At 68.1% G+C, this 12,112-nt stretch carries 12 protein-coding genes and 1 rRNA gene; 7 read left to right on the top strand and 6 right to left on the bottom strand.

What is annotated here, in order from left to right:
• Nucleotides 1-95: 95 nt before the first annotated feature.
• The 3 genes from C265_RS11660 to C265_RS11650 all read left to right on the top strand — a co-directional run bounded on the left by C265_RS11660 (nt 96) and on the right by C265_RS11650 (nt 2,864).
• Nucleotides 96-1,067 (top strand): nitronate monooxygenase family protein, encoded by a 972-nt coding sequence (locus C265_RS11660; protein WP_010811661.1) that lies wholly within the window; start codon nt 96-98, stop codon nt 1,065-1,067.
• 4 nt (nt 1,068-1,071) lie between these two features.
• The gene (locus C265_RS11655; protein WP_010811660.1) at nt 1,072-1,542 is read left to right on the top strand and encodes a PaaI family thioesterase; all 471 of its coding nucleotides are present in this window, start codon (nt 1,072-1,074) and stop codon (nt 1,540-1,542) included.
• Nucleotides 1,543-1,688: 146 nt separating this feature from the next.
• Nucleotides 1,689-2,864: an acetyl-CoA C-acetyltransferase gene (locus tag C265_RS11650; protein ID WP_010811659.1), complete on the top strand. Its 1,176-nt coding sequence runs from the start codon at nt 1,689-1,691 to the stop codon at nt 2,862-2,864.
• A gap of 173 nt (nt 2,865-3,037) precedes the next feature.
• On the opposite strand, the gene C265_RS11645 is transcribed toward C265_RS11650, so the two are convergent.
• The 4 genes from C265_RS11645 to C265_RS11630 form a co-directional block, all read right to left on the bottom strand.
• Nucleotides 3,038-3,712, bottom strand: coding sequence for a histidine phosphatase family protein (locus tag C265_RS11645; protein WP_010811658.1), 675 nt, complete (start codon nt 3,710-3,712; stop codon nt 3,038-3,040).
• A 197-nt stretch (nt 3,713-3,909) separates the two neighbouring features.
• The gene (locus C265_RS11640; protein WP_010811657.1) at nt 3,910-4,596 is read right to left on the bottom strand and encodes a TetR/AcrR family transcriptional regulator; all 687 of its coding nucleotides are present in this window, start codon (nt 4,594-4,596) and stop codon (nt 3,910-3,912) included.
• 157 nt (nt 4,597-4,753) lie between these two features.
• A complete protein-coding gene (locus C265_RS11635) occupies nt 4,754-5,488 on the bottom strand; it encodes a VIT1/CCC1 transporter family protein (RefSeq protein ID WP_037024178.1) in 735 nt (244 codons plus the stop codon).
• 23 nt (nt 5,489-5,511) lie between these two features.
• Nucleotides 5,512-6,414: a LysR family transcriptional regulator gene (locus C265_RS11630; protein WP_081645122.1), complete on the bottom strand. Its 903-nt coding sequence runs from the start codon at nt 6,412-6,414 to the stop codon at nt 5,512-5,514.
• A gap of 98 nt (nt 6,415-6,512) precedes the next feature.
• On the opposite strand from C265_RS11630, the gene C265_RS11625 reads away from it, so the two are divergent.
• The 3 genes from C265_RS11625 (at nt 6,513) to C265_RS11615 (ending at nt 9,326) form a co-directional block, all read left to right on the top strand.
• Nucleotides 6,513-7,154, top strand: a complete 642-nt coding sequence (locus tag C265_RS11625) for a glutathione S-transferase family protein (protein WP_010811654.1) — start codon at nt 6,513-6,515, stop codon at nt 7,152-7,154.
• Nucleotides 7,155-7,208: 54 nt separating this feature from the next.
• On the top strand, nt 7,209-8,183 hold the full coding sequence (locus C265_RS11620) for a pyridoxamine 5'-phosphate oxidase family protein (RefSeq protein ID WP_010811653.1): 975 nt from the start codon (nt 7,209-7,211) through the stop codon (nt 8,181-8,183).
• 135 nt (nt 8,184-8,318) lie between these two features.
• Complete coding sequence (locus C265_RS11615) at nt 8,319-9,326, top strand: tripartite tricarboxylate transporter substrate binding protein (RefSeq protein WP_010811652.1); 1,008 nt, start codon at nt 8,319-8,321, stop codon at nt 9,324-9,326.
• Nucleotides 9,327-9,362: 36 nt separating this feature from the next.
• Here the strand turns inward: C265_RS11615 and C265_RS11610 are convergent, their stop codons facing one another.
• Together C265_RS11610 and C265_RS11605 are read right to left on the bottom strand one after the other, a co-directional pair.
• Nucleotides 9,363-9,803 (bottom strand): hypothetical protein, encoded by a 441-nt coding sequence (locus C265_RS11610; RefSeq protein ID WP_010811651.1) that lies wholly within the window; start codon nt 9,801-9,803, stop codon nt 9,363-9,365.
• A gap of 113 nt (nt 9,804-9,916) precedes the next feature.
• Entirely contained in the window at nt 9,917-11,512 is a 1,596-nt protein-coding gene (locus C265_RS11605; RefSeq protein ID WP_010811650.1) for an exonuclease domain-containing protein, read from the bottom strand.
• A gap of 486 nt (nt 11,513-11,998) precedes the next feature.
• Between C265_RS11605 and C265_RS11600 the strand changes: the two genes are divergently transcribed.
• Nucleotides 11,999-12,112, top strand: a 16S ribosomal RNA gene (locus C265_RS11600); the annotation flags it as partial.

Genomic DNA, 12,112 nt, shown 5'->3' with positions numbered 1-12,112 from the left:
GCTCGGAATCGGCACCTGGCCGTAGACTGACCCCGATCAAGCGGCAGGGCCGGCACTACCGCGCGCCTGCCGGCGCAGACAGCAAAGGGACAACCATGAAGACACGAATCACCGAACTGCTTGGCATCCGCTACCCGATTATCCAGGGTGGCATGCAATGGGTTGGCTACGCCGAGATGGCCTCCGCGGTTTCCAACGCCGGCGGGCTGGGCATCCTCACGGCGCTGACGCAACCCACGCCCGAGGCGCTGGCCGAAGAGATCCGCCGCTGCCGCGAGATGACCGACAAGCCGTTCGGCGTGAACCTGACCCTGCTGCCGTCGATCAACCCGCCGCCGTACGCGCGCTACCTCGACGTCATCATCGAAAGCGGCATCAAGGTGCTGGAAACCGCCGGCAACAACCCCAAGGAACATATCGCGCGCGCCAAGGCCGCCGGCATCAAGGTGATCCACAAGTGCGTGGCGGTGCGCCATGCGCTGTCGGCCGAGCGCCTGGGCGTGGACGCGGTGTCGATCGACGGCTTCGAGTGCGCCGGCCACCCCGGCGAGGACGACGTGCCCGGCATGGTGCTGATCCCGCAGGCGGTGCGCAAGCTGTCGATCCCGGTGATCGCCTCCGGCGGCATCGCCGACGGACGCGGCATGGCAGCGGCACTGGTGCTGGGCGCCGAGGGCGTCAACATGGGCACGCGCTTCTGCGCCACGCGCGAGGCGCCGATCCACGACAACGTCAAGAAGGCGCTGGTGCAGGCCAGCGAGCGCGATACCAACCTGATCTTCCGCACGCTGCACAACACCGCGCGCGTGCTCAAGAACGCCGTGTCGGACGAGGTGGTGAGCATTGAACGCCGCCCGGGCGGCGCGCAGTTCGAGGACGTCAAGCACCTGGTCGCCGGCGTGCGCGGCAAGGCGGCGCTCAAGGCGGGCGAGACCGACAGTGGCATCATCAGCGCCGGCCAGTGCGTGGGCCTGATCGACGACGTGCCCAGCTGCGAAGAACTGATCACGCGCATGGTGGCCGATTGCCGAGAGCACCTCAGCGTGGCCTCGCGCTTCTTTGCCTGACGCCATGGCCGAGGCTGAAATCGAGCGGGCGATGACCCAGGCCATCGCCGCGCCGGGCGAAGCTGCCGGCGGGGACGTGCCGGAGGGCTTCGTCCCGCTGCGCAGCATGAGCGGCTACATGGCAGGTTTCGGCCAGCTCTACCTGCATGCGGAGCGCCGCACGCTGGCGGTGCGCATCGACGAGAGTCACCTGAATAACCTGGGCATCCCGCACGGCGGCATGCTGGCGACGCTGGCCGATACCGCCATCGGCATGATGATGTCGCTGGAAACCGGGCGCTCCAAAAGCGCGGTGACCGTCAACCTGAGCCTGGACTACCTGGATTCCGCGCGCCTGGGCGACTGGGTCGAGGCCCGCGTGGAGTTCGACAAGCTCGGCTCGCGCCTGCGCTATGGCACCTGCCGGCTGGTCAGTGGCGAGCGCTGCCTGCTGCGCGCGACCGCAATCTTTGCAGTGCTGGCGCCGCGCACCTGAGGCCTGCGGCAAACTTCGTCGCTTCCGACGACGCTTGCCACCGCCCGCGGCGCAACAATGCAAAGCGACACTGCCGGCGCCAGATGCCGGCACTCCGGACAACACCATGGCTGCCCCGGCAGCCTGCACCGAACCAAGGAGATCACATGGCAGAGGCATATATCGTCGCGGCGGTCCGTACCGCCGGCGGCCGCAAGGGCGGCAAGCTGTCGGGCTGGCATCCGGCCGACCTGGCCGCACAGGTGCTGGACGCACTGGTGGAACGCACCGGCGCCGACCCGGCGCTGGTCGAAGACGTCATCATGGGCTGCGTGAGCCAGGTCGGCGAGCAGGCCGGCAACGTGGCGCGCAATGCCATCCTGGCCTCGCGCCTGCCTGAAAGCGTGCCCGGCACCTCGGTGGACCGCCAGTGCGGTTCGTCGCAGCAGGCACTGCACTTTGCCGCGCAGGCAGTGATGTCGGGCGCGATGGACATCGTCATCGCCGCCGGCGTGGAAAGCATGACGCGCGTGCCGATGGGCCTGTCGTCGCAGCTGCCGGCCAAGAACGGTTTCGGTGTGCCCAAGAGCCCCGGCATCGAGGCGCGCTATCCCGGCGTGCAGTTCAGCCAGTTCACCGGCGCCGAAATGATTGCGCGCAAGTACGACCTGTCGCGCGAGCAGCTGGATGCCTACGCCCTGCAGAGCCACCAGCGCGCCATCGCCGCCACCAAGTCGGGCCGCTTCACCGCCGAAATCCTGCCGGTGGAAGTGCGCACGGCCGACGGTGCCAACGGTGAAATGCACACCACTGACGAAGGCATCCGCTATGACGCCACGCTGGAAAGCATCGGCAGCGTCAAGCTGATCGCCGAAGGCGGCCGCGTGACTGCCGCTTCTGCCAGCCAGATCTGCGACGGCGCCGCCGGCCTGATGGTGGTCAACGAGGCCGGACTGAAGAAGCTTGGCGTCAAGCCGCTGGCGCGCGTGCACTCCATGACGGTGATCGGCCATGATCCGGTCGTGATGCTGGAAGCGCCGCTGCCGGCCACGGAAGTCGCGCTGAAGAAGGCGGGCCTGCGCATCGGCGATATCGACCTGTTCGAAGTCAACGAAGCCTTCGCCCCGGTGCCGCTGGCCTGGCTGAAGGCCACCGGCGCCGATCCGGCGCGCCTGAACGTGCATGGCGGCGCGATCGCGCTGGGCCATCCGCTGGGCGGCTCGGGCGCCAAGCTGATGACCACGCTGGTACATGCGCTGCATACGCACGGCAAGCGCTACGGCCTGCAGACGATGTGCGAAGGCGGCGGGCTGGCCAACGTGACCATCGTCGAGCGCCTGTAAAGCTGTGAGAGTCGCTGCGTGCCGCACAGGCACGCAGCGCATGGATCGCCGCAGCAAGGAGTAGTAAAGGGAGAAGGACCGGCGGCGCGGGCATGTCAGAGTGCCCGCGCCAGCAGCCGGAAAAAGGGGCCGCGATTTTCGCGGCTTTTCTTGTTTGCGGTGTGTCGCGCGCGTCAGGCGAACGTCACTGCGCTGCGCCGGTCGGCGCGTTCCAGGTGCGGCACGTTGTTGAAGCTCAGCAGCCGCTGCACGCCGCGGCCGACGATGATCTCGCAGAACGCCGTATTGCGGAATTGCAGGTTCATCTCGATGGCGGCCTGTGCAGGTGCGCCAAGCAGGTCGGCCGTGGCGCGGCCGATGGCGCCACCGGAGCTCACCACCAGGATGGCATCCTCGCGCGTCATGCCTTCGCTTGCGTGCGCCAGGGCGCCGGTAATGCGGGCGCCGAAATCGGCCCAGCTCTCGGGCATCTCGGCCAGCCCGTCCTGGGTCCATGCGGCGTAGGCCGCGCGGAAGGTGCGCCAGTAGTCGTTGTAGTCGCCGTTCTGGTGCGCGCGGTGGTCGGCGCCGCCGGTGTGGCAACGGTACAGCGCCTCGCCGTCGTATTCGTTCAGGCCCGCGTGCGAGACGATCGCTGTCTGCGGCTGACCCATGCCGGCCAGGATCTCGCTGGCGGTGTCCTGCTGGCGCACCAGCGTGCCGGACACCACGCGGCTGAAGCTGACGCCGCGCTCCTGGAAATACTCGCCCAGCCAGCGCGCCTGCTGGCGGCCGGTCGGCGACAGGCAATCGTAGTTGGCGGCGCCAAACGAGGCTTGTCCGTGCCGGACGAGGAAAAGCGTGGCCATGAGCGGTCCCGGTAAACGTGAGGCGGATAGGGCTGCGCCCGGCGCGCCGTTTTGCGGCAGGCCGGGGGCGCCGGGCACGGCGCCCGGCGTGGGCACATTCTAGGGAGGTCCGGCGCGCCAGCCAAGCAAGCGCTGCGCAATTCATGGCAGCCATGGCCTGGCTGCATTACCGCGGGTGGCGCGGGCCGGTGGTGTGCTCAGGCCGGCTCTGCGCAGGGGACGCCGAGATAGCCGGCCATCAGGCGGTTGAGTTCCGGGATCATCTGTTCGTCGTCGAGGTGCAGTGGGCCGGAATCATTGAGCACGGCATTGACCAGCACGCTGAACACCGCCTGCATGGCAAAGCGCACGCGCACCTCGGCGGTGTCGGCAGGCATCGCCAGCCGCGGCACCAGCAACTGCACCATGCGCTCCACGATGGCTTCGCCGCTCTGGCGGTGGGGCACCCATTCCTCGGGCCGCGTGGACGCATGCCGCAGCGATGCCCGGATCACGCCGCGGTTGGCCAGCGTGCCGAGCACCATGAAGCGCGTGGCCTTTTCCAGCAGCACCGGTGTCGGCACGTCCTCCCAGCGCTCCTGCGCCAGGTAGCGCTCAGTCGACGCGGCAGTTTCTTCCATGACCAGCGCACGCAGGGCCTCGAAATAGGCCATCTTGTCGCGGAAGCGCCCATAGAAGGCACCCACCGATACCTGGCACGCCGCGGCGATCTGCGCCACGGAAACGGCGGCAAAGTCACGCGAGGCAAGCAGTTCGCGGCCCGCGCCCAGCAAGGCCTGTTCGGTCTCACGCGCACGGCGCTGGCGCGGCGGCTGCAGGATCGAGGGGGTATCGATACGGGGAAAGGAGGCGTTGGCGGTGAAGCCGGATTGGGTCGCTGACATTGGCACTCCGTATTCGAATTCTGATTCGAATTTGAAAATACCGGTGCGTGCCGCGACGCGTCAAGGATTTTGTCGGGTGGCAGCCCGGCGTGGCGGGTGGGTGGGCTGCGCCGGAGGTGGCGTTGCGGCGCGCATGTGCCGCTTGCCTCGGCGCGGGTCAGAGCGATCCGAACACGGTGCCCAGTCCGTAGGTGAAGGCTGCCGCCATGCCCCCGATCAGCACCTGCCGCAGCGCCGAGAACCATCCCGGGCGGCCATTGAACGACGAGGTGCCCCAGCCAACCAGGCCAAGGCCGGCCAGGCACGCGACGATGCTGCCGAACTGCGCCGATGGCCCTGCGGTCACGAGGAACGGCAGCAACGGCACCAGCGCACCGCTGCTGTACAGCACGAAGGAAATTACCGCCGCCTGCACCGGGTTGCCGCCGCGCTCCTGCGGGTTGATGCCCAGCACTTCGCGCGCAAAGGTGTCCAGGGCCGCGCGCGGGTTGCGCATGATCTCGTCGGCGGCACGCTCGGCATCGGCCGGCAGCACGCCCTTGCCCACAATCACCGTGACCAGCCGCTGTCGGGCCCGGGTGGCATCATGCGCGAGCTCGTGCGCCATGTCGCGCAGGCGCTTGTTGTTCATCTCGCGACTGTTGGTCACCGACAGCCATTCGCCCAGCGCCATCGAGCAAGCGCCCGCCGCCAGGCCCGCCAGCCCGGCCAGGATGACGGCCTCGCGCGAGGCCGCCGCGCCCTCCAGGCCCATCACCAGGCAGAAGCTGGACACCAGCCCGTCGTTGACGCCCAGCACGGCTGCGCGCAAGGCGTTGCCGCTCGGTCGATGGAGCAGGCGCCGTACGCGGGTGCCGAAGCCGGTTGGAGTGGGGGCGCTCGACAGGGGCATGGTCCTTTTGCGATGGAGCGTTGTCAGTTGAAGCGCGGGCCCAGGTCATCCCGCATCCATTCGATAAAGGCGCGCGTGCGTGCCGGCAACAGTCGCGCATGGGGATAGATCAGCGATAGCGGCCATGCCGGCTGCTCGAAATCCTGCAGCACGATGCGCAGTTTGCGTGCTTCGACCAGTTGCGCGACCTGGTAGGACAGGAAGTGGCCGAAGCCCGCGCCTTCGGCACAGGCAGCCACGGCGGGCGCGGTCTGGTTGAATTCCAGGTTGCCGCTGACCTGCACGTGGAACTCCCGGCCGTCCTCCTGGAAGGTCCACCAGTGCGCGTGGTTGCCGGTGAAGCGCACGCAGTTGGCACTGGCCAGTTCCTCGGGATGGCGTGGCACGCCGTGCTTGCGCAGGTAGGCCGGCGTGGCCACCACCACGCGGCGGATGCTGCCGACGGTCTGCGCCACCAGCGTGGAATCAGCCAGCGGGCCGATGCGCACCCCCACGTCCAGGTCTTCTTCAAGCAGGTTCACCACGCGGTCGGTGAATTCCATGCGGCAGCGCACGCGCGGATAGCGCTGCACGAAACGCGTGACCGCCGGCGCCACATACATCTGGCCGAACAGCACCGAGGCGGTCAGCGTGAGCTGGCCGCTGGGTTCGACATGGCTGGCGGTCAGGCCGGCCTCGACCTCGTCGATGGTGGCCAGGATGCGCCGGCAGCTGTCCAGGTAGCTGCGCCCCTCGCCGGTCAGCGACAGCCGCCGCGTGGTGCGGTTGAGCAGCCGGACCTGCAACTCGGATTCCAGCGCCGCCAGCGTGCGCACCACCGCCGGCAACGAGGTATGCAGCGTCGTGGCGGCTGCCGTCAGGCTGCCCTCGTCGACGATCCGCACAAAGGTCTGCATCGCGCGTAGCTTGTCCATGGCGCCACACATTACTCCATTCTTTGGAGTAGTCAAATATCAATTGCCCTATTTATTGCAACGACTTCGGCGCCCAGAATCCGGCTATCCCAACCGTTGAGGAGAGTGCCATGCAAGAAACCAATCGCCCCGCCAAGCCGCTGGTGCTGTACCGCTCGCCGGTGTCCGGCCACGCCCATCGCGCAGAACTGTTCCTGGGGCTGCTGGGCTTGCCCTGCCGGCTGGTGGACGTCGACCTGCGCGGCGGCGAGCAGCGCAGCGAGGCCTTCCTACGCCTGAACCCGTTCGGCCAGGTGCCGGTGCTGGATGACGACGGCGTGGTCGTCGGCGATTCCAACGCCATCCTGGTCTACCTGGCCACGCGCTATGACGACGGCCGCTGGCTGCCGCGCGATCCGGTGGGCGCGGCGCGCGTGCAGCGCTGGCTGTCGGTGGCCGCCGGCGACATTGCCTTCGGGCCGGCGGCGGCGCGCCTGGGCGTGCTGTTCGGCAGGCCGGTGGCGATGGACGATGCCATCGCCCGCGCGCAGCGGCTGTTCACGCTGATGGAAATCCTGCTCGCCGGGCAGCCGTTCCTGGCGGCCGACCATGCCACCATTGCTGACGTTGCCGCCTACAGCTATATCGCCCGCGCCGAGGAAGGCAACGTGCCGCTGGCGCCGTACCCCGCGCTGAACGACTGGCTGCGCCGCATCGAAGCCTTGCCCGGCTTCGTGCCGATGCTGGTGTCGAAGGTCGGCCTGGCGGCGTAGCGCCTGCCGGACCCGCGTATCGCCAATCGATCCGACAAGGAAAAGGAGCTAGTCATGGATCTGCCCACATGGCCGCACGCCGGCCTGCCATTCCACGCCGGCGAACTGGCCGCCCAGGAGCGCGCCGGCAAGCGCGAACGCATGGCCGCGTCCGGCCCGCGGGTAATCCGTGGCGAGATGCCGGAGCAGCACCGCACGTTCTTTGCGCAGCTGCCGTTCCTGCTGGTTGGCGCCGTCGATGCCGACGGGCAGCCCTGGGCCACGATGCTGGCCGGGACGCCGGGGTTTGCGCATACGCCTGATGCCACCCACCTGCGTATCGACGCCGTGCCGCTGCCCGGCGACCCGGCGGCCCCGGCGCTGGCGCAGGGCGCGCGCATCGGCCTGCTCGGGATCGAGCTGCCTACGCGCCGGCGCAACCGCCTGAACGGGGTCATCGTGGCGCGCGACGAGGGCGGGATGACAGTCGAGGTCGAGCAGAGCTTTGGCAACTGCCCGCGCTATATCCAGTTGCGCGACGTGAGCCTGGCCGACCCGGCGCCCGCGCCGCCCGCCTGGCACGGCGACGCGCTGGATGAGCAGGCGGTGGCCTGGCTGCGCGGCGCCGATACCCTGTTCATCGCCACCAGCCACACCGCATCTCCGCAGGACGAGGGCGAGCACACCGGAGGCGCCGATGTCTCGCACCGCGGCGGCAAGCCTGGCTTTATCCGCGTCGACGAGGCCGGCACTCTGACGTTCCCGGACTTCAACGGCAACAACTTCTTCAATACGGTCGGCAACCTGCTGGCCAATCCGCAAGCCGGGATCGTGGTGCCGGATTTTGCCGATGGCTCGCTGCTGCATGTGGGCGGGCGCGCCGAGGTGATCTGGGAGGGCGATGAACTGGCGTCATACGCCGGCGCCGAACGGCTGGTGCGGCTGCATGTCGAGCGCGTGGTGCGGCGTGCGGCGGTATTGCCGCTGCGCTTCGGTTTTCGCGAATACTCGCCGGTGTTGGCGGACACGGGCGCGTGGCCGGTGCGTTGAGTCCGGTAGTCCGGGAGATTGTCATAAAAAGGACATCAGAAAGTCACAAAAGAGTCACAATGGCGGCTGGCGACTGTTCGTAGCACCCGGAACCAGGGCGCTGGCGGGCAGCCCTGTATCAAGGAGAAATCAACCGTGGACAAGACGAAGAACAAGCCGCAAGCCCGCCGGGACATCCTGAGACACGCACTGCTGGCCCTGGCCGCCGCGCCGCTGGCACTGGCGGCGGGGACCGCGCAAGCGGCCTGGCCGGAAAAGCCGATCCGGCTGGTGGTGGCATTCCCGCCCGGCGGCCCGGTCGACACGCACGCGCGCCTGCTGGCCGAAAAGCTGCAGCCGATCCTGGGCCAGACCATCGTGATCGACTACAAGGCCGGCGCCGCCGGCAATATCGGCTCGGACAACGTCGCCAAGTCCGCGCCCGACGGCTACACGCTGCTGCTGGCCAACACTGGGCAGATGGCCATCAACAACTCGCTCTATCCCAAGCTGCCCTACAGCATGCCGAAGGACTTCGCGCCGGTGGCACGCACGGCGCTGATCCCGCTGGTGATGGTGGTCAACAACAACGTGCCGGCGCGCGACCTGAAGGCGTTCATCAGCTATGCCAAGGCCAACCCGGGCAAGCTGAACTTTGCCTCGGGCGGCAATGGCGGCATCTCGCACCTGATGCCGGAAATGTTCAAGCAGGCTTCGGGCACGTTCATCGTCCATATCCCGTACAAGGGCAGCTCGCCGGCGCTGACCGACGTGATGGGCGGCCAGGCGCAGATGATGGCCGACTCGATCCCGCTGTTCACGCAGTACATCAAGGCAGGCAAGGTGCGTGCGCTGGCGGTGACGTCGCCGCAGCGCTCTCCCGCGCTGCCGGATGTGCCGACGATGCAGGAGGCCGGGCTGAAGGGCTTCGAGGTGGTTGGCTTCTATGGCATGCTGGCGCCGGCGGGCACGCCCAGGGAGGTGGTCTCACGCCTGTCCGGTGCCTTGCGCACGGTGCTGGCCGACCCCGACACCAAGGCGAAGCTCGAGCAGCAGGGTGCCGAGCCCGCATGGCAGTCGCCGGAGGCATTTGCCGCCACGATCACGGCGGAGCAGAAGCGCTGGGGGCAGGCAGTGAAGGCGTCGGGCGCAAGTATCGACTGAGCCGGGCGGGCACCCGCGGGTGCCGTGGCTCATGGCTCAGCTGCGGCCCCGATATTTCAGGCTTGCGCAGTGGCCGACGAGCGCGGTGATGCAGCAGGCATCGCCGCGCCATTCGCCGCCGATGACGATGCCGTCCTGGCCGGTCACCAGCTTGCGCTGGCATTGGCCCGGTACCGGCGTGCGCTCCATGCCGGCATCGCGCGGGCCGCTGCCCGGGGGGCGCGCGGGCGCAATCGAATCGTTCCAGACATAGGCCGTGCCGGAGGGCAGGACCTGCACCGATTGCGGCGGACCCCACTGGCGCTTCGCCTCATCGACGGGGACGTTTTTCCAGGAATCGAAGACGTCCTGCATGGCGCTGGCCTCCAGGCCGGCGCAGGCACCGGTGATGGCAGCCGCCCACAAGACGGCCAGGCTTGCACGCACGCTGACGGCGCCGCGGGCCGTTTCGGCCGGAAGGATTGGGTTGGCTGGCATGTAGGCTCCGCATCGGCGCAGCCGGCTGCAAGGGCCGGCCTGTGCAGGCTAGCGGAGCCGCGTGCCTCGCTGCAAGCGTGCTCTGCGCGATGACGCACAGAGCGTGGCCGGCTTCAGTCGGAGACCAGGCCCAGGGGTTGCTGTGCGGCAGCCGGTGGCGCCTTGCGGGCAGTCTGTCCGGCCGGGATGCGTGCCGGGCGTGGCGCCCGGGCGGGGGCCTCGGGGGCGGTCAGCGTGAACGGCCTGTGCACGGACAGCGGCACCGCCTGCGGCATCCATTGCGCCAGCCGCGGCGCGAGGATCTGGTATGTATCGAGGTCGAAATGCGCTGGTGCTGCCGCCAACGCCTGCGCTTCTTCCAGCGTGGCTGCGCAGCCCAGGTAGCACCAGTCGTCGGCGACATGCCACCAGGTGCGTCCGTCGTGCTGCTCGCGCCAGGCAGCCGGGCCATCGAAGGGCCAGGGCATCAGCGCGATCGGCGCCAGCGCGGCGGCCAGCCGGGCGCGGTGCGCGCCCGACGGCTCGGCGCCGACGCAGGCACCGGCGCAGCGATGGACCTGGCGCGCAAAGCAGGGGCTGCCACGGCGGGTGGTTTTCTCCAGCGACAGCGTGGCCAGGCACAGGCCGTGTTCCTGCGCCAGCGCGCGCAAGCGAGCCTCGGCCGCGCCGCGGCTGCCGAACACGCCGAACAGGTCGCGATGCCGGCAGAAATCCGTATCTCGATCCGAGCGCAGGCGTGGCACCGGCAGCTGCTGCGGCAGTTCCCAGGCATAGAGCCGGGCATTGCGGCGCAGCAGCTGGTTGTGCACCGGCTGCATCGCCTTGACCAGCCGGGCTTCGAGCAGCAGCGCGCCGGTCTCGCCGCCGGTCTCGCGCCATTCCACACGGCGTACCAGCCGGGCCAGCCGCATATCCTTGCCGTACCGGTAGTCGCCGGAGAAGTGGGCGCCGATCCGTTGCCGCAGGTGCACGCTCTTGCCGATATAGAGTGGCACGTCCTGGTCGCCATAGAATATATAGACACCGGGCGCCGCCGGCACGTCTTCCAGCGCGGTTTCGTCCAGGCCGGCCGGCAGGCTGGCCCGCCGCACCAGCGTGCGCACGGCCGATTCCACCAGGTCGACCGAATACGTGGCATGGATCTTCTGCCAGAACTGCCACAGCAGCTCGGCATCGGCCAGCGCGCGGTGGCGGCCCTTGGGCGTCAGGCCGAAGCGCGCGATCAGCGCATCCAGGCCGTGGCGTTCCACGGAGGGGAACAGCGAGCGCGACAGCCTTACCGTGCACAGCACGTCGGCCCGGAAGGTCACGCCGGCACGTCGGAAGGCGTTCTTCAGGAAGCCATAGTCGAAGCGCGCGTTGTGCGCCACGAACAAGCGGCCTTGCAGGCGTTCGGCAAGCGATTCCGCCAGTGACTCGAAGCTCGGCTGGCCGCGCACCATCTCTTCGGTAATGCCAGTCATGCGCTGGATGAACGGCGGGATCGACATGCCGGGGTCGAGCAGGGTGTCCCATTCAATGATGCCGTCCGGGCCGACTTCGACCACGCCGATCTCGGTAATGCGGTCGCGCTGGGCGTCCGCGCCGGTGGTCTCCAGGTCGACAAAGGCAATAGGGCGCGACAGCGCCGCGGCGAGAGCTTGGGCGTCGAGCAGGCGCGCCCCGTCCGCTGGCAGGCGCGACGGCAGGTAGGTAGGCATGTCAGGCATTTGCCGATTCTAAGGCGGCGCTGATGGTGGCACGAAGAAGTTTTCAAAAACCCCTTGCCAACCCCGCTGCGGTCCCTTAATATTCGCCCCCTCGCAACACAACGCAGCGCTGCAAAGCAGACGCAGCAAGGGTTGCGGGGTCGACCGGGATGGTTGGCGCAGCGAAGTTGGCGCGCTGACCGCAGCAAAAAAAGATGCTGAAACGGTTGACGAAACGAAGAAAGCTCTGCATAATCTCGTTTCTCTGCTGCAGACAACGCAGCGGCGCTGAACGGCAAAGCCGGCGGCGAAGTTCTTTAACAACCAAACAACCGATAAGTGTGGGCGCTGGGTAGCGGACGCCGCTGTCTTCGGACAGTGTTGCTTCACAAGTTATACAGTGCTCGCACAGCAAAACGTGACTGGGTCTTCGGATCTGGTCAGTCAGTTTTCTGAGAGTGAGCGACCGCTCGAAAGAGCGAGGACCTTCGGGTCCACACAGAGATTGAACTGAAGAGTTTGATCCTGGCTCAGATTGAACGCTGGCGGCATGCCTTACACATGCAAGTCGAACGGCAGCACGGGCTTCGGCCTGGTGGCGAGTGGCGAACGGGTGAGTAA

The sequence above is a fragment of the Cupriavidus sp. GA3-3 genome (assembly GCF_000389805.1).
In the GTDB taxonomy this organism is placed as follows: Bacteria; Pseudomonadota; Gammaproteobacteria; order Burkholderiales; family Burkholderiaceae; genus Cupriavidus; species Cupriavidus necator_D.
The sequence above is the reverse complement of the archived record's forward strand: the minus strand, read 5'-3'. Positions and strand labels throughout refer to the sequence as shown.

Coding starts and splice junctions, on each gene's coding strand:
- C265_RS11660 (WP_010811661.1), top strand. CDS start 96: ATGAAGACACGAATCACCGAACTGCTTGGCATCCGCTACCCGATTATC.
- C265_RS11630 (WP_081645122.1), bottom strand. CDS start 6,414: ATGTGTGGCGCCATGGACAAGCTACGCGCGATGCAGACCTTTGTGCGG.
- C265_RS11610 (WP_010811651.1), bottom strand. CDS start 9,803: ATGCCAGCCAACCCAATCCTTCCGGCCGAAACGGCCCGCGGCGCCGTC.
- C265_RS11635 (WP_037024178.1), bottom strand. CDS start 5,488: ATGCCCCTGTCGAGCGCCCCCACTCCAACCGGCTTCGGCACCCGCGTA.
- C265_RS11645 (WP_010811658.1), bottom strand. CDS start 3,712: ATGGCCACGCTTTTCCTCGTCCGGCACGGACAAGCCTCGTTTGGCGCC.
- C265_RS11655 (WP_010811660.1), top strand. CDS start 1,072: ATGGCCGAGGCTGAAATCGAGCGGGCGATGACCCAGGCCATCGCCGCG.
- C265_RS11625 (WP_010811654.1), top strand. CDS start 6,513: ATGCAAGAAACCAATCGCCCCGCCAAGCCGCTGGTGCTGTACCGCTCG.
- C265_RS11650 (WP_010811659.1), top strand. CDS start 1,689: ATGGCAGAGGCATATATCGTCGCGGCGGTCCGTACCGCCGGCGGCCGC.
- C265_RS11605 (WP_010811650.1), bottom strand. CDS start 11,512: ATGCCTGACATGCCTACCTACCTGCCGTCGCGCCTGCCAGCGGACGGG.
- C265_RS11620 (WP_010811653.1), top strand. CDS start 7,209: ATGGATCTGCCCACATGGCCGCACGCCGGCCTGCCATTCCACGCCGGC.
- C265_RS11640 (WP_010811657.1), bottom strand. CDS start 4,596: ATGTCAGCGACCCAATCCGGCTTCACCGCCAACGCCTCCTTTCCCCGT.